Annotated in this window: 24 protein-coding genes; 23 read left to right on the top strand and 1 reads right to left on the bottom strand. The window is 66.6% G+C overall.

The window, feature by feature from the left end; genetic code table 11:
- Window positions 1-8: 8 nt before the first annotated feature.
- The 20 genes from gspD (at window position 9) to HUS23_03880 (ending at window position 21,139) form a co-directional block, all read left to right on the top strand.
- Window positions 9-2,165 carry a type II secretion system secretin GspD gene (gene gspD, locus HUS23_03975; protein QKT03024.1) on the top strand — a complete coding sequence of 719 codons (2,157 nt, stop codon included), beginning with the start codon at window positions 9-11 and terminating at the stop codon, window positions 2,163-2,165.
- Window position 2,166: 1 nt separating this feature from the next.
- Complete coding sequence (gene gspE / locus HUS23_03970; GenBank protein QKT03023.1) at window positions 2,167-3,699, top strand: type II secretion system ATPase GspE; 1,533 nt, start codon at window positions 2,167-2,169, stop codon at window positions 3,697-3,699.
- Window positions 3,700-4,081: 382 nt separating this feature from the next.
- On the top strand, window positions 4,082-5,296 hold the full coding sequence (gene gspF / locus HUS23_03965) for a type II secretion system inner membrane protein GspF (GenBank protein QKT03022.1): 1,215 nt from the start codon (window positions 4,082-4,084) through the stop codon (window positions 5,294-5,296).
- A 91-nt stretch (window positions 5,297-5,387) separates the two neighbouring features.
- On the top strand, window positions 5,388-5,828 hold the full coding sequence (gspG, locus tag HUS23_03960) for a type II secretion system major pseudopilin GspG (protein QKT04961.1): 441 nt from the start codon (window positions 5,388-5,390) through the stop codon (window positions 5,826-5,828).
- A 2-nt stretch (window positions 5,829-5,830) separates the two neighbouring features.
- Window positions 5,831-6,334, top strand: a complete 504-nt coding sequence (gene gspH / locus HUS23_03955) for a type II secretion system minor pseudopilin GspH (protein ID QKT03021.1) — start codon at window positions 5,831-5,833, stop codon at window positions 6,332-6,334.
- Window positions 6,315-7,322, top strand: coding sequence for a type II secretion system minor pseudopilin GspJ (gene gspJ / locus HUS23_03950; GenBank protein QKT03020.1), 1,008 nt, complete (start codon window positions 6,315-6,317; stop codon window positions 7,320-7,322). The genes gspH and gspJ overlap by 20 nt, the downstream gene beginning before the upstream one ends.
- A complete protein-coding gene (gene gspK / locus HUS23_03945; protein ID QKT03019.1) occupies window positions 7,319-8,278 on the top strand; it encodes a type II secretion system minor pseudopilin GspK in 960 nt (319 codons plus the stop codon). The genes gspJ and gspK overlap by 4 nt, the downstream gene beginning before the upstream one ends.
- 1 nt (window position 8,279) lies before the next feature.
- Entirely contained in the window at window positions 8,280-9,536 is a 1,257-nt protein-coding gene (locus HUS23_03940) for a hypothetical protein (GenBank protein ID QKT03018.1), read from the top strand.
- The gene (locus HUS23_03935) at window positions 9,533-10,033 is read left to right on the top strand and encodes a type II secretion system protein M (protein QKT03017.1); all 501 of its coding nucleotides are present in this window, start codon (window positions 9,533-9,535) and stop codon (window positions 10,031-10,033) included. The genes HUS23_03940 and HUS23_03935 overlap by 4 nt, the downstream gene beginning before the upstream one ends.
- Complete coding sequence (locus HUS23_03930) at window positions 10,030-10,815, top strand: type II secretion system protein N (protein QKT03016.1); 786 nt, start codon at window positions 10,030-10,032, stop codon at window positions 10,813-10,815. The genes HUS23_03935 and HUS23_03930 overlap by 4 nt, the downstream gene beginning before the upstream one ends.
- A gap of 94 nt (window positions 10,816-10,909) precedes the next feature.
- Window positions 10,910-12,079 (top strand): ADP-forming succinate--CoA ligase subunit beta, encoded by a 1,170-nt coding sequence (gene sucC / locus HUS23_03925; protein QKT03015.1) that lies wholly within the window; start codon window positions 10,910-10,912, stop codon window positions 12,077-12,079.
- Entirely contained in the window at window positions 12,079-12,951 is an 873-nt protein-coding gene (sucD, locus tag HUS23_03920) for a succinate--CoA ligase subunit alpha (GenBank protein ID QKT03014.1), read from the top strand. Before sucC ends, sucD begins: the two co-directional genes overlap by 1 nt.
- Window positions 12,952-12,954: 3 nt before the next feature.
- Complete coding sequence (locus HUS23_03915) at window positions 12,955-14,583, top strand: NAD+ synthase (GenBank protein QKT03013.1); 1,629 nt, start codon at window positions 12,955-12,957, stop codon at window positions 14,581-14,583.
- Window positions 14,584-14,933: 350 nt separating this feature from the next.
- Entirely contained in the window at window positions 14,934-15,272 is a 339-nt protein-coding gene (locus HUS23_03910; GenBank protein ID QKT03012.1) for a P-II family nitrogen regulator, read from the top strand.
- Window positions 15,273-15,600: 328 nt separating this feature from the next.
- Entirely contained in the window at window positions 15,601-16,194 is a 594-nt protein-coding gene (locus tag HUS23_03905) for a hypothetical protein (protein ID QKT03011.1), read from the top strand.
- Between the two features lie 251 nt (window positions 16,195-16,445).
- Entirely contained in the window at window positions 16,446-17,006 is a 561-nt protein-coding gene (locus HUS23_03900; protein QKT03010.1) for a hypothetical protein, read from the top strand.
- Between the two features lie 91 nt (window positions 17,007-17,097).
- Window positions 17,098-17,469 carry a VOC family protein gene (locus tag HUS23_03895; GenBank protein ID QKT03009.1) on the top strand — a complete coding sequence of 124 codons (372 nt, stop codon included), beginning with the start codon at window positions 17,098-17,100 and terminating at the stop codon, window positions 17,467-17,469.
- 126 nt (window positions 17,470-17,595) lie between these two features.
- Window positions 17,596-18,600: a beta-lactamase family protein gene (locus HUS23_03890; protein QKT04960.1), complete on the top strand. Its 1,005-nt coding sequence runs from the start codon at window positions 17,596-17,598 to the stop codon at window positions 18,598-18,600.
- 444 nt (window positions 18,601-19,044) lie between these two features.
- Window positions 19,045-20,700 (top strand): hypothetical protein, encoded by a 1,656-nt coding sequence (locus HUS23_03885; protein ID QKT03008.1) that lies wholly within the window; start codon window positions 19,045-19,047, stop codon window positions 20,698-20,700.
- Window positions 20,684-21,139, top strand: coding sequence for a hypothetical protein (locus HUS23_03880; protein QKT03007.1), 456 nt, complete (start codon window positions 20,684-20,686; stop codon window positions 21,137-21,139). The genes HUS23_03885 and HUS23_03880 overlap by 17 nt, the downstream gene beginning before the upstream one ends.
- Before the next feature lie 163 nt (window positions 21,140-21,302).
- Here HUS23_03880 and HUS23_03875 read toward each other — a convergent pair whose 3' ends face one another.
- Window positions 21,303-21,815 (bottom strand): CHRD domain-containing protein, encoded by a 513-nt coding sequence (locus HUS23_03875; GenBank protein QKT03006.1) that lies wholly within the window; start codon window positions 21,813-21,815, stop codon window positions 21,303-21,305.
- A 310-nt stretch (window positions 21,816-22,125) separates the two neighbouring features.
- Between HUS23_03875 and HUS23_03870 the strand changes: the two genes are divergently transcribed.
- From HUS23_03870 to HUS23_03860, 3 genes are all read left to right on the top strand, one after another.
- A complete protein-coding gene (locus tag HUS23_03870; GenBank protein QKT04959.1) occupies window positions 22,126-22,353 on the top strand; it encodes an FAD-dependent oxidoreductase in 228 nt (75 codons plus the stop codon).
- 215 nt (window positions 22,354-22,568) lie between these two features.
- Window positions 22,569-23,159, top strand: a complete 591-nt coding sequence (locus HUS23_03865) for a GNAT family N-acetyltransferase (protein QKT03005.1) — start codon at window positions 22,569-22,571, stop codon at window positions 23,157-23,159.
- Window positions 23,160-23,450: 291 nt separating this feature from the next.
- Window positions 23,451-24,974, top strand: coding sequence for an NAD(P)/FAD-dependent oxidoreductase (locus HUS23_03860; GenBank protein QKT03004.1), 1,524 nt, complete (start codon window positions 23,451-23,453; stop codon window positions 24,972-24,974).
- The last annotated feature ends 232 nt before the right edge of the window (window positions 24,975-25,206 follow it).

The raw sequence follows: 25,206 nt of genomic DNA, 5'->3' as shown, positions 1-25,206 counted from the left end.
CCAAGGACGTGACCATAAAGGAGTCCCAGAGCCGCCGCGGCCTATCCCTCCGGGTGTGGCTGCTGTGCATCGTGCTGCTCGGCGCGACCGGCAGCGCGTCCGCGCAGCAGACCGAACAGGTGCGTGACAACGACGGCGTGACCCTGAACCTCAAGGACGCCGACCTGCAGGCGGTGATCGCCATGGTGGCCGAGCGCACCGGCAGGAACTTCATCGTCGACCCCCGCGTGAAGGGCCGCGTGACGGTGATCTCGCAGCAGCCGGTCAGCGACGATGAGCTCTACCAGGTCTTCCTGTCGCTGCTCAAGATTCATGGTTTCGCGGCGGTGCCGGGCAGCGGGGCGATCAAGATCGTGCCCGAGGTGCTGGCCAAGCAGGACGAAGTGCCGACGGTCGGCCCGCGGGCCCCGGGCAGGGGTGACGAGTTCGTCACCCGCGTGATCCAGGTCGAGCACGTGGACGCGGCGCAGCTGGTGCCCATTCTGCGCCCGCTCATCCCGCAGCGGGGGCATCTGGCGGCCTATCCGCCGTCCAACATGCTGATCCTGTCCGACAGCGCGGCCAACCTGCAGCGCCTGGCCGAGATCATCGAGCGCATGGACCGCTCCAGCACCGAGGAGGTCGAGGTGGTGCGCGTGGAGCACGCCTCGGCCGGCGAGATCGTGCGCATCCTCACCGCCATGGAGGCCGGTCAGGAAGGCCAGCGCCCCGGCGCGCGGCTGCAAATCTCGGCCGACGCGCGCACCAATAGCATCCTGCTCGGCGGTGACGGCTCGCAGCGCCTGCGCATGCGCGCGCTGATCTCCCACCTCGACCAGCGCGTCGAGGGGGCGGGCAACACCCATGTCATCTACCTGCGCTACGCCAGCGCCGAGGCGCTGCTGCCCGTGATCAGCGGCATCGCCGGCAGCATCACCGAGGGCATGCGCGGCGGCCAGGGCGGTGGGGCCCAAGGCGGGCAGGGGGGCGGCGCTCAGCAGGCCCCGCTCAATATCCAGGCCGACGCGGCCACCAACGCCATCGTGGTGCATGCCGCGCCCGACGTGGTGCGCTCGCTGCGCACCGTGATCCAGCAGCTCGACGTGCGCCGCGCGCAGGTGCATGTGGAGGCGATTATTGCCGAGGTCTCCGCCACCAAGTCGCGCGAACTCGGCGTGCGCTGGGGTTTCGGCAGCAGCGACGGCCCGGTGGGCATTCTGGAGCTCCCCGAGGCCGGTCCGCCGCTCAGCAACGCGCTCACCAGCGCGCTCGGCCCCGCCGCGCTGGTCGGCTCCGGCCTGAACCTCGCCGCCGGCAGCTTCACCGGCTCGTTCCGCTTCGGCGCGCTGTTGCGCACCCTGGCCGACGACGCCGGGACCAATATCCTGTCCACTCCCACGCTGGTCACCATGGACAACGAGGAGGCGGAGATCGTGGTGGGTCAGAACGTGCCGTTCGTTACCGGGCGTTATACCGCCACGGGCGACACGACCACACCCACCAGCCCGTTCCAGACCATCCAGCGCGAGGACGTGGGCATCAAGCTCAAGGTGCGCCCGCAGATCAACGAGGGCAACGCGATCCGCATGCTCATCGAACAGGAGGTCTCCAGCCTGGAGGCGCTGTCCGAGACCCTGGGGCCGACCACCAACCGCCGCGCCATCAACACCACGGTGATGGTCGACGACGGTGACATCCTGGTGCTGGGCGGCCTGGTCGAGGATGACCTGCAGGAGCTCCAGCAGAAGGTGCCGGGGCTGGGTGACCTGCCGGTGCTGGGCGGGCTGTTCCGCTACCAGAGCACCCGCAAGGTGAAACGTAACCTGATGGTGTTCCTGCGGCCGGTGATCCTGCGCGACGCGGCCTTGTCGCACGCCATGACCGGCGCCAAGTACAATTTCATCCGTGGCGAGCAGGCGGCGGTGCGCGAGCGCGGCGTGCGCATGATGCCCGACACGGCGGCGCCCAAGCTGCCCGAGCTCGACACGCTGCTCGAACTGCCGGCCCCCTACGAGGAGGCCAAGCGACGCCGCGAGGCGGAAGAGCGGGGGAACGAAGCGGCACCGGAGCGCTCCAACGACAGGGACTCGATCGCCACCCCGCCGCGGCAGTCTTTCACCGCGCCGCCGCAGGCGCCGGGCGTCGAGCGGCGTGCCTCCAGGGAATGGGATGCGATCTTTGACTGATATGGACTCGAGTAAACTCCCACCGGTGACCTCCGAACCGGCCCAACTCGAGGGCTGGAGCAGCCCGGAGGCGCCGATCCCCTTCAGTTACGCCAAGCGCCACGGCGTGGTGGCGACCGGCCACGAGGGCGACGCGGTGCTGGTGAGCTACCGACCCGGTCTGTCCGGTCAGGTCCTGGCCGAGTTGCGCCGCCACCTCGCGCGGCCGCTCAAGCTGCAATCGACCACCACCGAGCACTTCGACCGCCTGTTGCGCGAGGTCTACGAGCGCAGCTCCAACGAGGCCATGCAGATGATGGAGGGCCTCGGCGAGGACGTCGACCTCTTCAGCGTCGCCCAGCAACTCGGCGAACCCGAGGACCTGCTCGAGACCGAGGACGACGCGCCCATCATCCGGCTCATCAACGCGCTGCTCACCGAGGCGGTGAAGGAGAACGCCTCGGATATCCACATCGAGCCTTTCGAGAGCCGCCTGCTGGTGCGCTTCCGCGTCGACGGCGTGCTGCGCGAGGTGCTGCAGCCGCCGCGCGCGCTGGCGCCGCTGGTGATCTCGCGCATTAAGGTCATGGCGCGTTTGGACATCGCCGAGAAGCGCGTGCCGCAGGATGGGCGCATCTCGCTGCGCGTGGCGGGCCGTGCGGTGGACGTGCGTGTCTCCACGCTGCCCTCGGGTCACGGCGAACGCGTGGTCATGCGGCTGCTGGACAAGCAGGCCGGGCGCCTGGACCTCACGCACCTGGGCATGGCGCCCAAGGATCTTGCGCTGATGGACCGGCTGATCCACCGCCCGCATGGCATCATCCTGGTCACCGGCCCCACGGGCTCGGGTAAGACGACCACCTTGTACGCCGCGCTCGCCGGCCTCAATGATCGGCGCCGCAACATCATGACCGTCGAGGACCCCATCGAGTACTACCTCGACGGCGTGGGCCAGACCCAAGTGAACCCCAAGGTCGACATGACCTTCGCGCGTGGCCTGCGCGCCATCCTGCGCCAGGACCCGGACGTGGTGATGGTGGGGGAGATCCGCGATCTCGAGACCGTGCAGATCGCCGTGCAGGCCTCGCTCACCGGCCACATGGTGCTGTCCACCCTGCACACCAACACCGCCATCGGCGCCGTGACACGTCTGCGCGATATGGGCGTCGAGCCCTTCCTGCTCTCATCCAGTTTGGTCGGTGTGCTCGCCCAGCGGCTGGTGCGCCTGCTGTGCGAGCACTGCAAGCGCCCGTATACCGCCAGCCGCGCCGACTGTGAGGCCTTCGGGCTCGAAGCCGAAAACCCGCCCACGCTGCACGCGCCGGTGGGTTGCGACCACTGCAACGGCCTGGGCTACCGCGGGCGCACCGGCATCTACGAACTGGTGGAGATCGACGACACGCTGCGCCAGATGATTCATGACGGCGCGGGCGAGCAGGACCTCGAACGCCACGCGCGCCGCCACTCCCCCAGCATCCGCCAGGACGGCCTGCGCCGCATTCTCGCGGGCCACACCTCGGTGGAAGAGGTGTTCCGCGTCACGCGCGAGGATTGACGCGCCGCCGGGGTAGGGAACTGGGTGTAAGGGCTCGAATGATCGTATCCACCATCCAGCAATACCGTTTCGTAGGGCGCATTAAGCGTCAGCGCATTGCGCCAGCGGCGTTACGCGTGGATACCTCGGCCGGCGCAATGCGCTGCGTCATATTGCGCCCTACAGGGGGGCGCTGCAAGGCTATGAGGGACTTTAGCCGCATGAGCGGTTTCAACTATCAGGGCATGCACCCCAAGGGCGTGCCGGCGCGCGACACCGCGCAGATCGTAGGGCGCAATAAGCGTGAGCGCATTGCGCCAGCGGCGCTGCAAGTGGCCCGCGCGTCCGGCGCAATGCGCTGCGCTTATTGCGCCCTACAGGGGGCGCGGGGGACTGTCGTCGCATGAGCGCGTTCGAATACCAGGCCATGGATGCCGCCGGCCGCCAGAAGAAGGGCGTGCTGGAGGGCGACACCGCGCGCCAGATCCGCCAGCAGCTTCGCGAGCAGGGCATGGTCCCGCTCTCGGTCGAGGAGGTGGCGCAGCGCGAGGCGCGCAAGCGCCGCGGCTTCTCGGTCGGGCGCGGCGTGTCGGCCACCGATCTCGCGCTCATCACGCGCCAACTCGCCACCCTGGTCGGCTCCGGCCTGCCGCTGGAGGAGTCGCTTGCCACCACCGCGCGCCAGAGCGAGAAGCCGCGTCTGGCCAGCATGCTGATGGCGGTGCGCACGCGGGTGATGGAGGGCCACACCCTGGCCCACGGCCTCGGCGAGTTCCCGCACATCTTCCCCGACATCTACCGCACCACGGTGGCGGCCGGTGAGCAGTCCGGCCACCTCGACGTGGTGCTGGATCGCCTGGCCGATTACACCGAGAACCGCCAGCAGATGCGCCAGAAGATCCAGCTGGCGCTGTTCTATCCGCTGCTGCTGACCCTCATCGCGATCGCGGTGACCGTGGCCCTGCTGGCCTACGTGGTGCCCGAGATCGTGCAGGTGTTCGACAACATCGGCCAGGAGCTGCCGTGGCTCACGGTGGCGCTGATCGCGGTGAGCGACGCCTTGCGCGCGACCTGGATGTGGTTGGTCGGGGGGCTGCTGGTCGCGTTCCTCGCCGCCCGGCATGTATTCGCCCAGCCCGGCCCCAAACGCTGGCTGCACGGTATGCTGCTGCGTCTGCCGCTGATCGGACGCCTGGTGCGCGGCCTCAATACCTCGCGCTTTGCGCGCACGCTCAGCATCCTGAGCGCCAGCGGCGTGCCGGTGCTGGAGGCGCTGCGCGTCTCCGCCGAGGTGGTCGGCAACCTGCCCATGCGCGCCGCGATCCACGAGGCGGCGCTGCGGGTGCGCGAAGGCGCCAGCCTGTCCGGCGCCCTGGAGCGCAGCGGTTACTTTCCGCCCATGACCGTGCACCTGATCGGCAGCGGCGAGGCCAGCGGGCGCCTGGAACAGATGCTGGAGCGCGCCGCGGTGAACCAGGAGCGCGAGCTGGAGACGCGTATCGCGATGATCATGGGCCTGTTCGAGCCGCTGCTCATCCTGACCATGGGTCTGATGGTGCTGCTGATCGTGCTCGCCATTCTGCTGCCCATCTTCGAGTTGAACCAGTTGGTGCAGTAGCCGGCGCGGCAGCCAGAACGAGTAGTAGTGAGGGCGTAGCGTCCCGTTTCGAGGACGCGCGTCGACGACAGAGAGAGGAACGCTAGCAATGATGTGTCGTTATCCCACCGGGCCCCGTGGCGCCCGAGGTTTTACCTTGATCGAGGTGATGGTGGTGGTCGTGGTGCTCGGCATCCTGGCCGCCATCGTGGTGCCGCGGGTCATGGACCGTCCCGACACGGCGCGCATCACCAAGGCGCACCAGGACATCCGTACCCTGGAGCAGGCGCTCAACCTCTACCGCCTGGACAACTTCAACTATCCGACCAGCGAGCAGGGCCTGGAGGCCTTGGTGCAGCGCCCCTCCGGCACGCCCGAGCCGCGCAACTGGCGCCCGTACCTCGATCGCCTGCCGCGCGACCCGTGGGGCAACCACTACCAGTACATGAATCCCGGCACGCGCGGCCAGATCGACGTGTTCAGCTACGGCGCCGACGGTCAACCCGGCGGCGAAGGCATCAACGCCGAGATCGGGAACTGGGCGCTGGATTGATCATGCGCGGGGCGCGCGGCTTTACGCTGCTCGAGCTCCTGGTGGTGCTGGTGGTGATCGGCGTGTTGGTGAGCATGGCGGCGCTGTCGGTGCGCGGCGTGGGTGCCGAGCGTCACTTGGCCGAGGAAGGCCGGCGCTTCGAGGCCCTGCTGGGGCTGGCGGCGCAGGAGGCGGTGCTGAATACGCTGGAGCTCGGCATCGCGGTGGAGGCCGCCGGCTACCGCTTCATGGTGCTGGAGGAGGGCGACTGGCGCGAGGTCAACGACCCGCCGCTGGCAAGGCGCGCCCTGCCGGATGGCATGGAGGCCGAGTTGCGCCTGGACGGCCAGCCCGCCCGCCCCGTGGAGGATGCGCCGCAGGTGGTGCTCTACTCCAGCGGCGAGGCGACGCCCTTCGAATTGCACCTGTGGGTGCCCGGCGCGGGGCAGCGCTACGTATTGCGTACCGGCGTCACCGGCCGCGTGGCCGAGGCCGGCCTGCGCGAGGATGCGGCGGCCGCATGGTGAGGCAGCGCGGATTCACCTTGCTGGAGGTGCTGGTCGCGGTGGCGGTGCTGGCCATCGCCATGGGCGCCGTCATCAAGGTCGGCAGCGAAAACGCCGCCAACGCGCTGCACCTGCGCGACAAGACCTACGCGCACTGGGTAGCGGTGAACCGCGCCACCGAGCTGCGCGTGGAGCAGGCCTGGCCGAGCGTCGGCCAATCGAATGGCACGGTGGAGATGGCCGAGCGGGTGTGGGAGTGGCGCGTGCGGGTTTCCGACACGCCCGACCCCGACCTGCGGCGCCTGGATATCGAAGTGCGCCTGGACGGTCAGGAGCATGCGTTGGCGGTGTTGGTCGCCTTCCTGGGCCGTCCCATGGCGCCGGCGGTGATGGGAGACGAGGCGTGAGGCCGGCGGCGCGCGGCTTCACCCTGCTGGAGCTGATCGTGGCCCTGGCGGTGTTCGGGCTGGTGTCGGTGCTGGCCTACGGCGGCCTGCGCACGGTGCTGGAGGCGCGCGCGGCCACCGATGCGATGGCCACGCGCCTGGCGGAGATCCAGACCGCTGTGCACCTGATGGGGCGCGACATCGAGCAGATCGTGACGCGGCCGATCCGCGACGAATACGGCGACACGCAGCCCGCGCTGCAGAGCGCCAGCGTGGGGCGCATGCGCCTGGAGTTCACCCGCACCGGCATGACCAACCCCACCGACCTGCCGCGCCCGGCGCTGCGGCGAATCGGCTACGGGCTGGAGGAGGAGACGCTGCAGCGCTACAGCTGGCGCGCGCTGGACCGCCCGCCCGAGGCCGAGGTCGATGTGGAGCCGCTGCTGGAGGGCGTGGTGGAGTTCGGGCTGCGCTTCCTCGATGCCGAGGCCAACTGGCACGACGACTGGCCGCCGCTGACCGGCATGGGGCAGGAACCGCGCCTGCTGCCGGTGGCGGTGGAGCTGACCCTGGAGCTGGAAGACCAGGGCACGCTGACGCGCTTGTTCGGGGTGCGCCGATGAACCGGCACCCGACGGGCCGCCGGCGCCTGGCCCCTTCGCGGCGCCGCCAGCGCGGTGTGGCGCTGATCACGGCGCTGCTGGTGGTGGCGCTCGCGACCATCGCCGCCGTGGCCATGGCCGCCCGCCAGCACGTGGACATCCGCCGCAGCGCCAACGTGCTGATGCACGACCAGGCCTATCAGTACGCGGTGGCCGGCGAGCAGTGGGCCGCGCAGATCCTGATGCGCGACCGGCGCGACAACGACACCGACCACCTCGGTGAGCCCTGGGCGCAGGTGCTGCCGCCGATGCCGCTGGACGAGGGCACTCTGGCCGGGGCCTTGGAGGACTTGCAGGGGCGGTTCAACCTGAACAACCTGCTGCTGGAGTCTGGCGAGCCGAGCCTGCCGGACGTGGCGCGCTTCATGCGCCTGTTGCACGTGCTGGAGCTGGACGACGCCCTGGTGGACACGGTGCTGGATTGGATCGACCCGAACATCGAGCCCACGGTGCCGGACGGTGCGGAGGATACGCACTACCTCGGGCTGGAGGCGCCCTACCGCACGCCCAACCAGCTCATGGCCAGCGTCTCCGAGCTGCGGCTGATCAAGGGCGTCGATGCGGAGGTGTACCAGGCGCTGGCACCGTACGTCACCGCGCTGCCGGGGCGCACGGCCATCAACGTGAACACGGCGCCGGCGCCGGTGATCGCCGCGTTGGCACCGGCGGGCATGAGCCTGCCGGAGGCCGAGGCCCTGGTGGAGGCGCGCGACGAGGAGGGCTACCCGGACCTCGACACCTTCCTCGCGCAGTTTCCCGGGCAGGATGTATCGACCGACGGCCTGTCGCTGGCGACGGCCCATTTTTTGTTGCGCGTGGAGGTCCGCATGGGCAGCGCGCGTTTGAATTTATACAGTGTCCTGCAGCGTCACGATCAAGGTGTCGTGACCCTGGCGCGCGGACAAGGAGCGTTATGACGTGGTATCTCAACTAATCATTCGCCTCGCCCCCGGTGGCAGCACCGACGATGCCCTGGAGTGGGCGCTGCGTCATTCGCCGCTGCGGCCCTTGCAGGTCGGGCGCGACCACCTCGCCGACATCACCCCGCACGCGAGCGGTGCCCGCGTGGTGGTGCTGGTGCCGGCCACGGACGTGCTGCTCACCGAGGCGCGCCTGCCGGCCACCGGGCGCCAACGGATGTTGAAGGCCCTGCCCTACGCGCTGGAGGATCAGCTCGCGGCCGACGTCGACGAGCTGCACTTCGCGGTGGGGCGGCGCCGCGCCGCGCCGGCCGGGGAAGGGACGCCGGGCGCGGCCCTGCCGGTGGCGGTGGTGGCGCGCGCGCGCATGGACGACTGGCTGGCCGCCTTCAAGGCGGCCAGCATTCAGCCCGACGCCTTCATCCCGGAAACCCTCGCTTTGGGTGCCAATGTCGACGAGTGGGTGCTGGCGCTCGACGAGCGCGAGGCGCTGCTCGCCACCGGGCCGGAGCAGGGGGTGGCGCTGGAGCCCGACCAGATCGACCTGCTGCTGGAGCTGTCGGTGGCCGAGGCGCGCAACAAGTCGCAGGCGCCCGAGCGCATCCGCTTGTACGACTGCCGGGCCGAGGCGCGGCGCGCGCCCCTCACGGCGCCCGTCGACGTGGTGGCGGGCACGTGCCCCGGCGGCGTCCTCGCCTTGTTGGCCGAGCGGCTGGATGAGCAACACACCATCGACCTCCTGCAGGGGCCCTACAGCCGCCGCCAACAGCTCGAACGGCTGTGGCGCCCGTGGGTGCCGGCGGCGGCGCTGCTGCTGGTCTGGGTGGGTCTGCAGGGCGGGTTGATCGCTTACGACAACGCGCGGCTGGCGCAGGAGAGCGCAATGCTGAGCGAGCGCATCCACGCGGTGTTCAACGAGGCCCTGCCCGGGCAGCGCGTGGTGGATGCGCGCCGCCAGATGGAGCGGGCTCTGGCCGACGTCGGCCAAGGCGCGGGCAGTGCGGGCGCGGGCGATTTCCACCTCCTCATCGGCGGCAGCGCGCCGCTGCTGAGTGAGGCTCAGGGCCTGAAGCTGAACAACCTGCGCTACCGGCCGGGCCAGCTCGAGGTGGACCTCGAGGTGGCCGACCTGCAGACCCTCGACGGCCTCAAGCGCGGGCTCGGCGAGCACGGCTGGGACGTGGACATACACTCGGCCTCGGCGCGCGCCGGGGCGGTGGAAGGACGGTTGCAGATTCGTAGGAGCGGCTCATGAGCGTACTCAAGGAATGGTGGAGCACCCTGGGGCTGCGCGAGCGGCGCATGCTGATCGGTGGGGGGCTGGTGCTGGCAATCGTGCTGCCCTACGGGGTGGTGTGGGCCCCGCTGGTGGACCGTAACGCGGCGCTCAGCGAGCGGGTAGAGGGGCAGCGCGCGGAGCTGCTGTGGATGCAGCAGGCCGCGCAGCAGGTACAGGCGGCGCGCGGGGCGGCGCCCACGGCGCGCGCCGGGGCGGGCGAACAATCGCTGCTCAGCCTGATCGACAGCACCGCCAAGGACGGACCGCTCGGCGCCGCGCTGACGCGCGTGCAGCCCGAGGGCCAAGCGGTGCGGGTGTGGCTCGATAACGCGCCGTTCGACGACCTGATGCTGTGGCTGGCGCGCCTGCAGGAGGAGTACGCGGTGCAGGTCACCAACCTCGCCGTGGAGCGCCAGCAGCAGGCAGGGCGCGTGGGTGCGCGGGTGGTGTTGCAGCAAGGCGGTGCGGCATGACGGCGCAGGACACGCGCGGGCGTGGGCGCCGGCGCCTGCTCGGCCTGATCGCGCTCGGTATCGTTGCGTACCTGATCTTTCTGATCATGACCTGGCCGGCGCACCACGCCTACGGAGCGGCGCGCACCCAGCTCGGCGACATGCCGCTGACCCTGCACGGCGTGGAGGGCACCGCCTGGTCGGGGCGTGCGGCCCTGGCGGAGATGCAGGGACTGCGCCTGGAGGCGGTGCGCTGGGAAGTGCATCCGCGCGGCTTCGTGCGCGGCGCGCTGGACGCCACGCTGAACTTCCGCAGCAACGAGGGGCCCGGCGAGGCCCTGGTGCGGGTGCATCCCGACCGTCGGGTGCAGGTGACCGACCTGCGTGCGCGCCTGCCCATGCAGCAGGTCGGTGTCCTGGTGGGCGCCCAGGTGCGCCTCGGCGGCACGTTGGCGCTCAATCTCCCCGCGGCGGCGTTCGAAGCCGAGGGGCGCCTGCGCAGCGCGCAGGGCGAGCTGCTGTGGCAAAACGCCAGCACCGCCATGCTGCCGCAGGTGCCGCTGGGTGATCTGCTGGTGACGCTGCAGCCCGAGGGCGATCTGCTGCACGCGGTGGTGCAGGACAATGGCGGGCCGGTGACGGTGCAAGGCACCGCGCAGCTGTACGAGGACGGTCGCTACGAATTCCGCGGCCGGCTCGGCACGCGCGAGGGCGCCGCCCCCGAGTTGGTGGCGACGCTGCGCCTGATGGGGCGCCCCGATCGCGACGGCATGATCCCGGTCGGCTTCTCGGGGCGCTGGTAGCGCGCTGGCGGCGGGCGCGGCAGTGCCCGGTTCTTTGCCTAAGCTGCGCGGTTTGCGCGACAATACCCGGCTTTCTCAACCGGTCGGCTACTGAATGAATCTGCACGAATTCCAAGCCAAGGCCCTGCTCGCCGACTACGGCGTGCCAGTGCCCGCGAGCCGCACCGCGGCGAGCGCCGCGGAGGCGCGTGCCGCGGCCGAGGCGCTGGGCGGCGACGCCTGGGTGGTGAAGGCCCAGATCCACGCCGGGGCGCGCGGCAAGGCGGGCGGTGTGCGGCGGGTGGACAGCCTGGACGCGGTGGTGGAGTTCGCCGGGCAGCTCATCGGTACGCGCCTGGCGACGGTGCAGACCACGGCCGAAGGCCTGCCGGTCGAGCAGGTGCTGGTCGAGGCGCCCACCGCCGTGGCGCGCGAGCTTTACCTGAGCGCGCTCGTCGACCGCGCGCTGGGTCGCGTGGTGCTGGTGGTCTCCGACGCGGGCGGCATGGACATCGAAGAGGTCGCCGCCAGCGAGCCCGCGCGCATCCACCGCGTGGTGGTCGACCCGGTGGTGGGCCTGCAGCCCTACCAGTGCCGACGCCTCGGCTTCGCGCTGGGCCTCGGCGAACACATCAAAGCGCTGGCGCAGATCCTCATGGGTGTGTATCGCCTGTTCACCGAGCGCGACCTCTCGCTGGTGGAGATCAATCCGCTGGCGCTCAGCGAGGACGGCGCCCTGTTGGCGCTGGATGCCAAGCTCAACGCCGACGACAACGCCCTCTACCGGCAACCGGCGCTGAAGGCCCTGCGCGACACCGCGCAAGAAGACGCACGCGAGGTGCGCGCCGCCGAGCAGGGCCTGAACTACGTGCCGCTGGGCGGCGACATCGCCTGCATGGTGAACGGTGCCGGCCTCGCCATGGCCACCATGGACCTCATCAAACTGCACGGCGGCACCCCCGCCAACTTCCTGGACGTGGGCGGTGGCACTACGGCGGAACGTGTGGCCGAGGCCTTCAAGCTCATTCTCTCGGAAGGCAAGGTGCGCGCCATACTGGTGAACATTTTCGGCGGCATCGTGCGCTGCGACCTCATCGCCGAGGGCATCATCCAGGCGGTGACCGAGGTGGACGTGCCGGTGCCGGTAGTGGTCCGCCTGGAAGGCACCAACGCCGAGCGCGGCCGCGAGCTGCTCGCCCAGAGCGGGCTCGCCATCACCCCCGCCTCGGGGCTCACCGAGGCGGCCGAGAAGGCCGTCGCCGCGGCCAAGGGGAGCGCGCGCTGATGGGTATCCTGATCGACAAGAACACGCGCGTCATCTGCCAGGGCTTCACCGGCAAGCAGGGCACCTTCCACTCCGAGCAGGCGCTGGCCTACGGCACCAAGCTGGTCGGCGGCGTCACGCCCGGCAAGGGCGGTCAGCGGCATCTGAATCTGCCGGTGTTCGACACCGTGCACGACGCCGTGGCGCGCACCCGCGCCGAGGCGAGCATGATCTACGTGCCCGCGCCGTTCGCGGCCGACGCCATCCTCGAGGCGGCCGACGCGGGCATCAAGGTGGTGGTGTGCATCACCGAGGGCATCCCGGTGCAGGACATGCTGCGCGTGAAGGCCGCGCTCGCCGGCTCCGACGTGCGCCTCATCGGCCCCAACTGCCCGGGCGTGATCACCGCCGGCGAATGCAAGATCGGCATCATGCCCGGCCATATCCACCAGCGCGGCAGCATCGGCATCGTATCGCGCTCGGGCACGCTCACCTACGAAGCCGTCTACCAGACCACGCAGAACGGCCTGGGTCAGAGCACTTGCGTGGGCATCGGCGGCGACCCCATCCAGGGCATGAACTTCATCGACTGCCTCGCGCTGTTCGAGCAGGACCGCCAGACCAAGGGCATCATCCTGGTGGGCGAGATCGGCGGCAGCGCCGAGGAAGAGGCCGCCGAGTACATCAAGGCCAAGGTCAAAAAGCCGGTGGTGGCCTACATCGCGGGCGTCACCGCGCCGCCCGGCAAACGCATGGGTCACGCCGGCGCCATCGTCGCCGGCGGTAAGGGCACCGCGCGCGAGAAGTTCGCCGCGCTGGAGGCCGCCGGCGTGAGCATCGCGCGCTCGCCCGCCGAGATGGGCGCGCGCATGTTGGAGTTCTTCCGCGGCTAGCCTATGGCCGACGCCTCCCGCCTCCGCATCGCGCTCGCGCAACAGGACTTCCTGGTCGGCGCCGTGCAGGCCAACGCCGACAAGCTCGTCGCCACGGCGCTGCGCGCGCGCGACGAGCTGCAGGCCGACGTGGTGGTGTTCCCCGAACTGACCCTGACCGGCTACCCGCCCGAAGACCTGCTGCTGCGCCCCGACCTCTACCCACGCATCGAGCGCGCCGTGGGCACCATCCGCGAGCAGGTGAGCGGCATCCACGTGGTGTTCGGTTTCGCCGAGCGCACCGACACGGGCCTCTACAACAGCGCCCTCGTGCTGCGCGACGGGCGCGAGATCGCCCGCTACCGCAAGCAGCGCCTGCCCAACTACGGCGTGTTCGACGAGAAGCGCTATTTCGAGCCGGGCGCGGCGGCCACGGTGTTCGAGGTCAGCGGCGTGCGCCTGGGACTGACCGTGTGCGAAGACCTGTGGGCGCCCGGCCCCGCGCGCCAGGCCGCCGACGCGGGCGCCCAGATGCTGCTGAACCTCAACGCCTCGCCCTACCACATCGACAAGGGCCGCGAGCGCGAGCGCACCGTGCGCGCGCGCGTGCAGGAGACCGGCCTGCCGGTGGTGTACGTGAACCTCGCCGGCGCACAGGACGAACTGGTGTTCGACGGCGAGTCCTTCGTGATGGATGCCGAAGGCAGCGTCACGCACCGCCTGCCCGCCTTCGCCGAGGCGCTCGAGGTGGTGGCGTTCGAGGGCACACGCCCCCAGCCCGCCGCCGCCATCGCCCAGCCGCTGGAGGAGGCCGCCAGCGTGTATCAGGCGCTGGTCACCGGCGTGCGGGCCTACGTGGAGCACAACGGCTTTCCCGGCGCGCTCATCGGCCTCTCCGGCGGTATCGACTCCGCGCTCACGCTCGCCGTGGCGGTCGACGCCCTCGGCCCCGAACGCGTACAGGCCGTGATGATGCCCTCGCGCTACACCGCCGACATCAGCCTGCAGGACGCCGAGGCGCAGGCCCGCATGCTCGGCGTGCCGTATTCAGCGGTGCCCATCGAGCCGATGTTCAACGTGTTTCTCGAGGGGCTCGCCCCCGAGTTCGCCGGCGCCGCGCCCGATACCACCGAGGAGAACATCCAGGCCCGCTGCCGCGGCGTCATCCTCATGGCCCTCTCCAACAAGCGCGGCAGCATCGTGCTCACCACCGGCAACAAGAGCGAGTACGCGGTCGGCTACGCCACCCTGTACGGCGACATGGCCGGCGGCTACGCGGTGCTCAAAGACGTGCCCAAGACGCTGGTGTACCGCCTCGCCGAGTACCGCAACGGCCTCGGCGCCGCGATCCCCCAGCGCGTCATCGACCGCCCGCCCTCGGCCGAACTGCGCCCCGACCAGCGCGACACCGACTCGCTGCCGCCCTACGACATTCTCGACGCCATCGTCGCCCGCTACGTCGAAGAGGACCAGGACGCCCCGCAGATCATCGCCGCCGGCTTCGACGAGGAGACCGTGCGCCGCATCATCCGCCTCATCGAACGCAACGAATACAAACGCCGCCAAGCCGCCCCCGGCGTGCGCATCACCCGCCGCGCCTTCAGCCGCGACCGCCGCTACCCGATCACGCAGGGCTACACCCGCGAAAGCTAGTGGCGAGGCGTTGTTCCCTCCCCCGCTTGCGGGGGAGGGCTAGGGTGGGGGCCGCGCGCAGCGCGGAACGACAGAACAATCCCGCATTGCCCCCGCTAGCACGCAGAGGGCGAGCGAGGGCGCCGCGGCGCAGCCGCGGAAAGCGGTCGGTCGCGCGGCGGTCGATGAATCGGCGAGGGCATGCACAACGCCACCTTCTACACTCACACCTTTCGCTGAGCGAGAAAGTACAGCGACGGAGCTGCAAGCACCGTAGAGGCAGCTACCGCTGCGGCGCCCCCTCACACTGCAATCGAAAGATCAGCGCGGTATGATTGAAAATATCAACACCCCAGGGACAAGGATCACCTATGAAGAAGATCGAAGCCATCATCAAGCCCTTCAAGCTCGACGACGTGCGCGAAGCTCTGTCGGAGATCGGCATCACCGGCATGACCGCCATCGAGGTCAAAGGCTTCGGCCGCCAAAAGGGTCACACCGAGCTCTACCGCGGCGCCGAATACGTGGTCGACTTCCTGCCCAAGGTGAAGATCGAGATGGTCGTCGCCACCGACCAGGTCGAGCGCTGCATCGAAGTCATCACCGAGGCCGCCCGCACAGGGAAGATCGGCGACGGCAAGATCTTCGTCACGCCCGTGGAGCGGGTGGTGCGTATCCGCACGGGCGAAGAGAACGAGAACGCTATTTGAAGGCGGACATCGCACATCCCTGTGCGATGCAGCCAACGGCTCGCGAAACGCGTCGTTTTCGCAAGCCTCCGTGGCTGCGCCGCGGCGGCACCTCCTGCTGCCGCACGCTGGTGAGCGCAGTGCCAAAGTTTCCTTCCCGATCTCGTCCCACTCCCACCGCGTTCGGCAGCCACGCCGTTCGACCCCGAGCGGAATCAGTGGCCCGTTTGTTCATGCACCTTGGCCGCCAATCACCGATAGCAATCGATTTGCCAAATAACACCAGAGAACACCGGGAGAGGTCGTGCGGAAAACAACCCAACCACACGTTATTACATAGAGGCGTAACGTGGATCCAACCAGCGTAACGGCACTGGCCACCGTCCTTAGCTTGATCGGTCAGTTCGTGTCCGAGCGGCGTGCATCGGACCAGACGAAATTCAACGACTTCATGGCTTGGCTAGCTGAGACACATCATGACGAGGTGCGTTCTCTGCTCGAGAGCAACGTTCGCTCGACGGTTAGCATCAAGGCGCTCCTGAATGAGCAGCATGATGCCGTGCTCCAAAAACTTGCGAGTCTCGACCAGATACTTGCTGCTTTAGCGAGCGGGGTTCCCGGATTTGATCAACTTAGCCATGCCCTGCGGCCTGATGCCGGCCTATCGGTGCAGGCGTTGAGCATACTGGAACAGTTCGAGGAATCTGGTGCGAGCAAGGTGGAACTGATTGAGTGCGATGACGGGCTCGAATTGCTTTGCATTGGCGGACAAGTGCGCGGCATCGAGTTGCGAGATGAGCGTTTCGCGGAAGATGATCTACGGACGCTCGTGGAGCTCGGGCTCCTGCGGCTCGACTACAACTCCCGCGGAGACCATCTTTTTATTTATACCCGCGCCGCATCAGAGTTGGTGCGGACACGAAAGCCGCGTAGGTTGGGCTGACGGAGGAAGCCCAACATCACCACTGGTGTGGAATGTCGATGCGCTGCGCGAGTGATGAATTGGGTCAACGAGGCGCATCCACCGGCCCGCGGTATATTCAACGTCGAATGGTCCCGGACGATTGGTGCGGTGGCTTGGAGGGGGTGAGGGGGTTGTTATGGTGAGCCGTGAGATGTTGGGCTTCCTTTCGTCAGCCCAACCTACGAGGTCTGCGCTTCATTTGCGCCAGTTAAGCTAGGCGTTAGGCATCTATGTCACACAGTTTCCACTTTTCAGGGGTAAGCGAGAAGCTTTTTATCTTGCAGCAGTTGCAGGCAGCTAGCCGTGAGTATTGCCGCAACGAGGGCATTTGTCAGGGCTCGCACCCATACGGCCACGATGATTGGAACGACTACGAACACAGGATAAAGCCTATCGTCAGTGGGTACATGATAGAGATCGCGGCCAAGGTGAGGATTCTTCAAGATTCGATGTCGGGACAGATTCGCCCATCGGTATTTGAAAGGGCAGATAAGTACGCGCTTGAAGATACTTCGCTCGGAAAGGTCCATTCCGGCGACTTCAAGCTGAATGTCCGAGAGTCATGCAACAAGATCATTCACGCAAAGCGCGTTGAGCTGGACTGGGTGACACGCAACAGCAAGAGGCAAAGTGCCTATACGCACTGGTCGGGCGCAGTTGACCTCTTCGGTGAGAGGGGGAATAAACGTTGGCACCTTGAGCTTGACGTTACTGGCTGGTGCGTTGCCGTTGACACGTACCTGGATCATGTTCTAAGCAGTGCTGCATCTGACGGCATTCATGTCGCGTGAGCCGCGTAGGTTGGGCTGACGAAGGAAGCCCAACATCACACTTGCCGTCGTTATTGTCTGACTCGTGAATGTTATTCGAAAGAAGTAAACCATGACCACCAACCTGCTCGGTAGTATCCCAGTGCTGCAGATCTCCAATGCGGAGCGAAGCTGCGATTTCTACTGCGGTAAGCTTGGCTTCCAGACGAACTGGCGGCACCAGTTCGGGCCAGGCCTTCCGTGGTTCGTCTCGATTAGTCGAGGGTCGGTCACGCTTTTTCTCACCGAACATCCAGAGAGCGCCGCTGGGGCGCTTGTCTACCTTCATGCGGAGGATGTGGACGCGTTAGCGCATGAGTTTCAGGCGCGTGGCGTGGTTCTCGATCAGAGGCCGGTGAGCCAGCCGTGGGGCATGAGGGAGATGCAGCTCAAGGATCCAGATGCCAACTGCTTGCGGTTCGGGCAAGATATCGAAGAGAAGTGAGTGGATCCGGGGTCAGGATCCGCGGGCGTGTCTTGAAATTTGCGCGTCAGCCAGGGTGGTTATGGCCTCGACCCGTCGCCGCGCGCTAAGGTGCAGATCCTGATGAGTGCTGGACAAGTTCAAGTGATGAACTCCAAGCGCGCCATCTCCGTGCTGCACGACTTTCTTGAACGTTCTCCGCGTACCGCGCTTGAGGTGCAGGTCGACCTCATTGGCAAGCATTGGTCTTTGCGGCATGGAAAAGCTGAGCACGTGCAATCGCCGGTGTTCGAGATTGGGTCGGTGGGTAAGACGTTTACCACCACGTTGCTGGCGCTCTTGGTGGATCGCGGACAGGTGAAGCTTACGGATCCCGTGGCACGTTTCTGTCCGGAGCTGCCGTGGGGTAAGAACGTCACCTTGCAGCAACTAGCTACTCATACGTCGGGGCTTCCGGCCAACCCGTTCAGCGGATGGCAGATGATGAGGCGAGGGCGCAAACTAGCGGAGGCGTATCGGGAAGAGGATTTGCGCGGTTTTCTCGTGCAGCTACCGTCCAAATTGAAGGTGGGACGAAGGGCGCTTTATTCGAATGTCGGGATGGCCCTGTTGGGCCGCATTCTCGGTGATGTTTATGGGCGAGCGTATGGTGACGCCGTGTTCGAGGCGATTCTGCAACCATTGGGGATGCATGACACGCACCTCGACCCTTCGCGCTATGGTGCGGAGCGTCTGATCGAAGGGCATGACGCGAGCGGCCGCCCCGTTCCGCCATTTGCGTGGAAAGGGATGGAAGCGGCGGGAGTCTGGCGTTCGACCGGCGATGACATGATGAAGTTCTTGCGCGCGCAATTGGGGTGCTACGGCGTGCCGTGGGATTCCTTGGCCAGGATGACCACGCAGCCGAGGGCGAGAATCAGCCGGGACACGCAGGTCGGACTTGGTTGGATGTTGAGCACGATTAAGCCCCAGGGCGTGGCCGCATGGCACAGTGGAGGCACATTCGGTCAGCACTGCGTGGTCGGCTGGTCGCTGGAGCTTTCGGCAGCTGTGGTGGTGCTGACGGATCGTGTTCCTCCCTGGTGGCACCACGTGATACCAAGACGTCAGCTTGAGTCAGTTCCGCAGCGGTTGATCGCGGCGCTTTCCTAGGAGCCAGCCATCGCGAGCGTTAGGTCCGTGGGAAACCCGGGCCAAAGTGACGCAGATGCGGACAAGATGCACTTCGCCGGTATGATCTCTGACGATTCCTGTCACTGATAGTCGGTGGTGATTCCGTACCCCAGCGGTGACGGTTTCCTGAAACCCGGGTCAGGGAATGAAGCCCGAGTCAGAGAACAAATGTTGCTAATATTCGTCGTTGTTCTTCGATGCGGGGCTTGGCGCGGATGTTAGCTGTCACGACAGAGGTGGCGCGCATGTGGCAAGTAGGGTTAGTGCAAGGTCAGAGTTGTCTTCCCGCCGCCCCATCCCCACGCGTTAGCCTGAGTCGGAGCGAGAGATGAGGTCTTCGGATCCCCTTCGAGTCAAACCAACGCGGGCACGGAGCCAACGTCTAGCGCCTACCCGATTCTTCCATGAAGGAGCGAAAGCAGGATGACGAACACCAAACCCTCGCTCTTTCTCTTGCATTGTATCTTTCTGCTGCTGATTCCGTACTCGTCGGGCAGCGCGCAAACCACCGAGACGTTCACCACCATCCAGTCCGGTGGCATTATCACGGGCGGAACCATCATCCACGATAGGCGGGGCCTTTCCGGTCCGCCGCCGGTCGATTTCTCGTACCTTCAGCAGAACCGCAACGACCTGAAGGGCGATGCTCGAGGAGAGTACCTCTCCCGCTGGGCCAGGTTCATCGAGGAAACAGTAGATTGCGGTCCGGAGAACAAACTGGGCTGGTTCATCGGCTTGGCGATGTTTCCCGCCGACGAGCAGATCAAGTCCGAGAGCGCTGCGATCATCGAGAAGTTGGTTCTTGAGAATCCTCGCTGTGCCCTGCGCGGTATACGGGACATGCGTTTCATGCCGACCTATGACTGGGTAATCGACCTTTACCTGCTGAACCCAACCTACCACGACGTGGAGGAACTCGATGCCGCGCTGCGGACGGCGCTCGACGAGCCGGAGTTCAGCGAGCTGGCTCCTTTCTACCGGCGAGCGTTTGAGGCCCGGCAGAGGGCGATCGCAGAGGCCGAGGTGAGGCGACAGCAGATCGCGGCCGCGCAGCGCCGCCAATACTGGCTAGCTCTGCAGGACCGCGCCTTCTATGAGGAATCGGAATCCGAGTACTGGCACCGTTGGCATGAACTCGTCGACAAGTTGGATTGCGACGACCCCGAGCAGGTGAAGTACCTGTTCGACGCTGCCGCCAAGAACGTCGACATCGATGCCGTCCGGCGAGAGAGCGCCCGCTTGATCGAGGCTATGACGCTCAGTGACCCCGCGTGTGTTCTGGATGGTATCGGTCGAGTATGGGATCGACAGGGCTTTATCGAGACCTACCTGATCGCCTCTGAACGGGTAGAGGACCTGCATTCGCGGCTGGTCGGCGTCCCGGGAGAGGGAAGTCGAGGGCGGCTGGAGTATGACCGCGCCTATGCGCGATATCGGTATCGGATCGCGGATCCAGTGACCGACAAGAATGAGTTCCTCTGGTCAGTGAAGGAACTCCATGGCGATCGAGAGGGTCGTGTATTCGTTCCCGCGACCTATATCAAGGGCCACAGCGAGTTCCAAGAAGCGCTCGACCGCCTTTGGGCCGAGACGCCGGATGGTGACCTCCGCGACGACCACGGTACCCCTATCAAGATCCTACCGCGCGACGCCCTGGACTTCATGACCCTCGGTCAGACAGGTAGCTATTACCTGTTGAACTTCACCCCCGAGGGTTTGGGGGTTGTTAAGGCCCGCGCGGTAAGCCCGGCGCTGGCGCGCTGGGCGTGCGGCGAGGTGGCGTCGCTCCTCGTGCTTGAGCCCGAATCGACGCCCGACTGGCTCATCCAGACTGGAAGGTACCCCATAGTCAGCGTCGCATTGGAACTTCGAGATGACTTGCCCGAACCGCACCTCGCTAAGGACAGTTGGCCGGACGAGAGGCTGTTCTATCGCGGTACGCTCTCCTGGCCGGACAGCCGCCGGAGTTTCGACATCTCCTTTACGGCTGCCTATGTCGGAATCGAGTTCGAGGTGGTCGATAACGAGGCCGACAAGAAGCATTTTGCACGCATGATCTCTGATGATTCCTGTCATTGAGGGCACCGCGGCCAGCAAGTCTACGAGGATCACTATAGGGGGCCGAGTTATTCTTGCTCGCAGTACATGGGTAGCGTTGATGGCGTTGATGGGAGTTGTCTCGGCTCTCGTTGGATGCATGGGCAGTGGCGGCGAGACGTCCTTGGACTTGTTGACGATCGGAGAGGATCGAGAACTGGAAGGACGGGTGGTCGCCGTCGCCGCTACGCCGATGTTCGTGGATGGAGACGGTGAGATCCTCCTTCAAGCCGCGGCCTACGGGAGGGTGCTGATCCGGATCCCGGCGCGAGAGCAACTGTGTCAGGCCCAGGGGCTGGGCGTCTTCTCGTCGCTGGCCTCTGGGGACTCCGTCCGCCTGACGGGCCGTGTCACGCGACCCAAGGAGCTGACCGTTTGCGTGGAGGAAACCCACTTCCTCGAGAAGGTTGGTGGGACCTGACAGCGAGGCTTGAACGTGCGGCGTTCTCGTCACGCTTGTATGGTTGCGCGTCGATAGAAGCCCGCGTGCAGCGCGGATATTGCGCGAAGGAAGATGTAGAAAGCCCCTCCGGCGTTGCCGCCGGAGGGCTCTCTATCATCGGGTAAACGGTAGTCGAGCGGACCTAGCGGATCTGGCCACGGATCTCGCCGGCCGGGTTCTGCTCCGTATGGACGTTCACATACGCCTCGCCGGCCTCGATCTTGGCCAGCATCTCATCGAAGTCGGCGACCCCGCCGGGGCAGGCCTCGGAGTCCGGTTGGGGTGTCACGTGGTCGTTCGTGAGTGTTCCTTCGACGGCGAGGCTGTTGATGTCGCGACCGGCTTCTTCCAGTGCGACGAGGAACGCCACGACCGGACCGTTGACGCCGGCGATACCGCAGTGGATGTGCGCCTGGGTCATCCTCTCGATGTTGGCGACGTTCAGCGTGAAGTTTAGCGCATCCCCCTCTTGGTTCAGGTGCAGCACCGAATGGCCGACGGCTCGGCTATCCACCTCGGGGACCTCCTCGTTGCCGGTCAGCGGTGCCACGAAGACCTGATCCTGATCCTGAGCCGCGAGTGGGGCTCCGAACAGGACGGCGACGAGGGGAATGAGGGCCAAGGGGAGTGCGCGCGTCAGCGGGTGTATGGGCATGATGACCACCTCCGCGTCTTGCCTAGGGTGCTCGCCCCGGTCCGGTGCGTGCGACTCCGCGCTTGTGGCGGCATACGCCGGCCCGAAAGGCGAGTCACTAAGTATTGACCCGATGCCTCCACTGTCAACGCGCCTCGTTCTCCTCGCGTCGAGACGGTGCCGACGATAAAAGCTATTGATGTGCACGCTGCGCTTTGCCGATCCGGCACTGGGGCTGGGCGAGGCCCGACGCGTTCTCAAGCACTATGCTTCTCTTTGCGGCGGTTTAATGGAAGGCGTCGTGAGGGATGCTGGAACCCGCCTGGAGTCAATGCCATGGACGATCGACACCCGGAAGGTCGTCGTCGTCGGCGCGGGCATCGCGGGGCTGTGTGCGGCGGTGTACGCGCGCAAGTGCGGCTACGAGGTGGAGGTGCTGGAGCAGCGCGGCGGCGCGGCAACTACACGTTCGAGACCTGCCTTCAACGGCTGCTCGGCTCGCATCCAAGCCGGTCGATGTATCCGCAGTGGGAGGAGGTGTTCGACAGCGGCCAGTTGACCTTCGAGCAGGCGGAAGAGTACCTGCGCTTGGAAGCCGAAGGTCACTAATCCTTGAGCATCTATTCCAACGTCGACCGCATGGACGCGGAGTTCCTGGCGCGGGCGCCGGAGGACGCCGAGGAGATCCCTCACCTCGCCGCGACCGAACCAAGATGGCGATCTCGCAGGCCCAATGACCACCCATGGAGAGAGATGCAGTAGGAGGTCATGCCAATGTCCATACCCAGCATCCGGTCGGCCGAGATTGGCGAAGAAGCGCACGTTATCGCTTTGATGACACTCTCCTTTGCAGCCGAGCCCTTTGTGCGCTGGTTGTTTCCTGACCCGGATACCTACCTTGCCGCCATGCCCAAGGCCACAAGTGCGTTTGGCGTCAACGCCTTTGCTGCCGGCACGGTGGATGTCGTGGGTGATGGTGCAGGAGCCGCGATTTGGCTGCCTCCCGGTGTGGAAGCGGACAGCGAATGCCTAGAGGCGACTTTCGCGGACTACGTGGCGGAGGAAAAGGCATCGACGCTCGCCTCGGTAGCGGACCAGATGGAGCATGCCCATCCGCCGGAGCCCCACTGGTATCTACCGATGATCGGTATTGATCCGGTAGCACAGAGCCGCGGTCTCGGTACGGCGCTTATGAGACATGCGCTATCGCGCAGCGATGCTGCAGGCGTCTCGGCCTATCTCGAGCTGTCGAATCGGCGCAATATGTCCTTCTACGAACGATTGGGCTTCGAGACCATCCGGGTCATCCGCGTCGGTTCGTGCCCGGAAGTCATGGCGATGGTGCGTCGTCCCCGTCGAGTGTGACCGCCAGCTTCCGTGCTGTCCGAGCTTGGGCGCGAAGAAGGCTTCTTGTCCTTTCCTCCCTCGGAGCGGTAGCTAAGGGGCACGGATTCATCGCTGCTCGACGGCTGCTTCAAGGATGGTGTGGAGCGCTTGGTGCGGGGATGAAGCATCTGATGGGCACGCTTCGCGTTGTCAGTCCTGCGGTGGCGGGCCGAGAGCCTCGACACGTCCTCACCCCGCTATGCTTTCTCTTGCGGCGACCGAGTCGGGCGGCGTCGAGAGGAATCCCGAATCCCGACCGGAGTCAGGGACATGGCGAAGGGCGGCGGGAAGGTGGTCATCATCGGCGCGGGCATCGCGGGGCTGTGCGCGGCGGTGTACGCGCGCAAGTGCGGCTACGAGGTGGAGGTGCTGGAGCAGCACGGCGCCGCGGGCGGCCTGGCGACGAGTTGGCGGCGCGGTGACTACACGTTCGAGACCTGCCTCCACTGGCTGCTCGGCTCGAATCCGAGCCGCTCGATGTATCCGCAGTGGGAGGAGGTGTTCGACATCGGCCAGTTGACCTTCGTGCAGGCGGAAGAGTACCTGCGTTTGGAAGCCGAAGGTCACGAATCCTTGAGCATCTATTCGAACGTCGACCGCATGGAGGCGGAGTTCCTGGCGCGCGCGCCGGAGGACGCCGAGGAGATCCGTCACCTCGCCGCGGCCATCCGAAAGCTCGGCAAGTTCCAGATGCCCGATCCGTCGGCGAGCTGGCCGGCGAAAGGGGCGACCGCGCTGCGCATGGTGCCCTACCTGCCGCTCCTGCGGCGCTGGTCCGGCATGAGCCTCGGCGACTATGGGCGGCGGTTCAAACACCCCTTGCTGCGCGCGTTCTTCGCCAACGCCGCGACGCCGGAGCTCTCCGCGGTGGCGCTGGTCTTCGCGCTGGCCTGGATGAGCGAGCGCGATGCCGGTTATCCCATCGGCGGCTCGCAGGCCGTGATCCGGCCCATCGTCGACAACCTGCAGCGGCTCGGCGGACACCTGCGACTCGGCGCGCGCGTCGAGCGCATCCTGGTCGAGCAAGACAGCGCGTGTGGCGTGCAGCTTGCCGGGGGTGAGACGGTGGCGGCGGACTGGGTGATTTCGGCGGCCGACGGTCACGCCACGCTATACGATCTGCTCGCCGGGCGGTACACGAACAAGGCCATCGACAGCATCTACCGTACGTGGAAGACGTTCCCCTCGTACCTGCAGGTGTCGCTCGGTGTGGCGCGGGATCTCTCCGCACAGCCCGGTTTCGTCACGCGCCTCCTCGACACCCCCCTCCGCGTCGATCCCGGCACCGAACTGCGCGAGATCTCTTTCCGCGTGTTTCACTTCGACCCGACCTTCGCGCCGCCCGGCAAGACCGCGGTCTCGTGCTTCCTGCCGACCTTCAACCACGCATACTGGGTTGGCCTGCAACAGCAGGACCCCGCGCGCTATCAAGCGGAGAAGAACCGCGTCGCCGAGGGCGTCATCGCGCTCTTGGAACAAGACGTGCCGGATGTGCGCCCGGCAATCGAGGTCATCGACGTCGCGACCCCGGCGACCGTCATCCGTTACACCGGCAACTGGCAGGGGAGCATGGAGGGCTGGCTCTTGACCCCCGGCACGGGCTTTCGCCCGCTACGCCGGACGCTGCCGGGCCTGCGGCGGTTTCTGATGGTCGGCCAATGGGTGATGCCGGGCGGCGGCCTCCCATCGGGCCTGATGACCGCACGATCCGCGGTGCGTTGGATATGCCGTCAGGATCGGGTGCCGTTCTCGGTCGGGCCGGGGCACACTGGCGAGACAGCGCGGACTCACTGACTCCGGTCAATGCATCGCTACGCGCAAGTGGCTAGAGAAAGAGGAATGGGGGCGTTTTGGAATACCCCCGCTTCCACGCGTAGAACGCCGCGTCGGCGAGGCCGCCTCGCGCGATTGGATCGGCTGCGAGCTTGTAGGGACAGACGACGAGGGCCGCTCTTGCAGCGTCGCGCGTGGCAGCGCGAGCCCGCCGTCGAGGCGCCACACGGCGAACATCGTGTGGCGCATACTC

This window comes from Ectothiorhodospiraceae bacterium 2226 (assembly GCA_013348725.1).
In the GTDB taxonomy this organism is placed as follows: domain Bacteria; phylum Pseudomonadota; class Gammaproteobacteria.
The sequence above is the reverse complement of the archived record's forward strand: the minus strand, read 5'-3'. Positions and strand labels throughout refer to the sequence as shown.

Excerpts from the sequence above, each read along its gene's own strand:
- gspE (QKT03023.1), top strand. The coding sequence starts at position 2,167 with ATGGACTCGAGTAAACTCCCACCGGTGACCTCCGAACCGGCCCAACTC.
- gspF (QKT03022.1), top strand. The coding sequence starts at position 4,082 with ATGAGCGCGTTCGAATACCAGGCCATGGATGCCGCCGGCCGCCAGAAG.
- gspG (QKT04961.1), top strand. The coding sequence starts at position 5,388 with ATGTGTCGTTATCCCACCGGGCCCCGTGGCGCCCGAGGTTTTACCTTG.
- gspH (QKT03021.1), top strand. The coding sequence starts at position 5,831 with ATGCGCGGGGCGCGCGGCTTTACGCTGCTCGAGCTCCTGGTGGTGCTG.
- gspJ (QKT03020.1), top strand. The coding sequence starts at position 6,315 with ATGCGGCGGCCGCATGGTGAGGCAGCGCGGATTCACCTTGCTGGAGGT.
- gspK (QKT03019.1), top strand. The coding sequence starts at position 7,319 with ATGAACCGGCACCCGACGGGCCGCCGGCGCCTGGCCCCTTCGCGGCGC.
- HUS23_03935 (QKT03017.1), top strand. The coding sequence starts at position 9,533 with ATGAGCGTACTCAAGGAATGGTGGAGCACCCTGGGGCTGCGCGAGCGG.
- HUS23_03930 (QKT03016.1), top strand. The coding sequence starts at position 10,030 with ATGACGGCGCAGGACACGCGCGGGCGTGGGCGCCGGCGCCTGCTCGGC.
- sucC (QKT03015.1), top strand. The coding sequence starts at position 10,910 with ATGAATCTGCACGAATTCCAAGCCAAGGCCCTGCTCGCCGACTACGGC.
- sucD (QKT03014.1), top strand. The coding sequence starts at position 12,079 with ATGGGTATCCTGATCGACAAGAACACGCGCGTCATCTGCCAGGGCTTC.
- HUS23_03915 (QKT03013.1), top strand. The coding sequence starts at position 12,955 with ATGGCCGACGCCTCCCGCCTCCGCATCGCGCTCGCGCAACAGGACTTC.
- HUS23_03910 (QKT03012.1), top strand. The coding sequence starts at position 14,934 with ATGAAGAAGATCGAAGCCATCATCAAGCCCTTCAAGCTCGACGACGTG.
- HUS23_03900 (QKT03010.1), top strand. The coding sequence starts at position 16,446 with ATGTCACACAGTTTCCACTTTTCAGGGGTAAGCGAGAAGCTTTTTATC.
- HUS23_03895 (QKT03009.1), top strand. The coding sequence starts at position 17,098 with ATGACCACCAACCTGCTCGGTAGTATCCCAGTGCTGCAGATCTCCAAT.
- HUS23_03890 (QKT04960.1), top strand. The coding sequence starts at position 17,596 with ATGAACTCCAAGCGCGCCATCTCCGTGCTGCACGACTTTCTTGAACGT.
- HUS23_03885 (QKT03008.1), top strand. The coding sequence starts at position 19,045 with ATGACGAACACCAAACCCTCGCTCTTTCTCTTGCATTGTATCTTTCTG.
- HUS23_03880 (QKT03007.1), top strand. The coding sequence starts at position 20,684 with ATGATTCCTGTCATTGAGGGCACCGCGGCCAGCAAGTCTACGAGGATC.
- HUS23_03875 (QKT03006.1), bottom strand. The coding sequence starts at position 21,815 with ATGCCCATACACCCGCTGACGCGCGCACTCCCCTTGGCCCTCATTCCC.
- HUS23_03870 (QKT04959.1), top strand. The coding sequence starts at position 22,126 with ATGCCATGGACGATCGACACCCGGAAGGTCGTCGTCGTCGGCGCGGGC.
- HUS23_03865 (QKT03005.1), top strand. The coding sequence starts at position 22,569 with ATGTCCATACCCAGCATCCGGTCGGCCGAGATTGGCGAAGAAGCGCAC.
- HUS23_03860 (QKT03004.1), top strand. The coding sequence starts at position 23,451 with ATGGCGAAGGGCGGCGGGAAGGTGGTCATCATCGGCGCGGGCATCGCG.